At 30.3% G+C, this 747-nt stretch carries 1 protein-coding gene; it reads left to right on the forward strand.

Annotated features, from left to right (window positions below; translation table 11 throughout):
* Positions 1–214 precede the first annotated feature (214 nt).
* On the forward strand, positions 215–646 hold the full coding sequence (locus ACTQXY_RS15525; protein ID WP_441660216.1) for a sigma-70 family RNA polymerase sigma factor: 432 nt from the start codon (positions 215–217) through the stop codon (positions 644–646).
* Positions 647–747 lie beyond the last annotated feature (101 nt).

The raw sequence follows: 747 nt of genomic DNA on the forward strand, positions 1-747 counted from the left end.
TTTTTCGACAATTCCATTATACCAAAGGAACGTATTTATGCCTTTTTAATTGGCTGAAATATTGAATTTTCAAGGTTAATCACACCTTATTGGTGTGGGAAGTTTGAGTAAATAATCTTTGAAAAAAATATTATAAAATATCTCCTCTTTTTTGAAACCTGAATTATGAATTTTACGTATTGATACAAAAAGAAAAAAATCAGGATTCTTACAGATGAAGGAAAGAAAGTTATTAAAACAACTACAGAGAAAAAATGAAAAGGCTTTAGAGGAAATCATGAACAGATATAATGCATATGTCACTACGATTTCAAAAGAAATACTTGCTGGAAAAGGTAGAAACGAAGATGTGGAAGAAGTAGTATCAGATGTATTTATCTCATTATGGAATACTGCTGAAAGAATTGATTATGAAAAATACACCAGTATTAAGGCATATATAGGTATGATTACAAGAAACAAAGCGAAAGATAAGATACGCGCAATTAAACATTGGAATCTGGAACTATATGATGATGTAGTTTTGATTGATAACCAATCAGAAAAGCTTATGGAACAAAAAGAACAGCAGAGAATTATTCAGAAACTTTTCCAGCAATTAAAGCCGATAGACCAGGAAATCTTTCTTTTATACTACTATAAATGAGCAAGTTCGTGATTTTGCATAAAAGAAAGACACCTCGATTCCATGTGTTGTATAATGAAAGTGCCAAAACAAACATTTGCAACATTTACGAAAGAAGGTGT

Source organism: Faecalimonas sp. LCP19S3_D12, from assembly GCF_052121495.1.
Classification (GTDB): Bacteria; Bacillota; Clostridia; order Lachnospirales; family Lachnospiraceae; genus Faecalimonas.

What these genes read in the sequence shown, in the direction of transcription:
- ACTQXY_RS15525 (WP_441660216.1), top strand. Translation starts at nt 215, where the DNA reads ATGAAGGAAAGAAAGTTATTAAAACAACTACAGAGAAAAAATGAAAAG.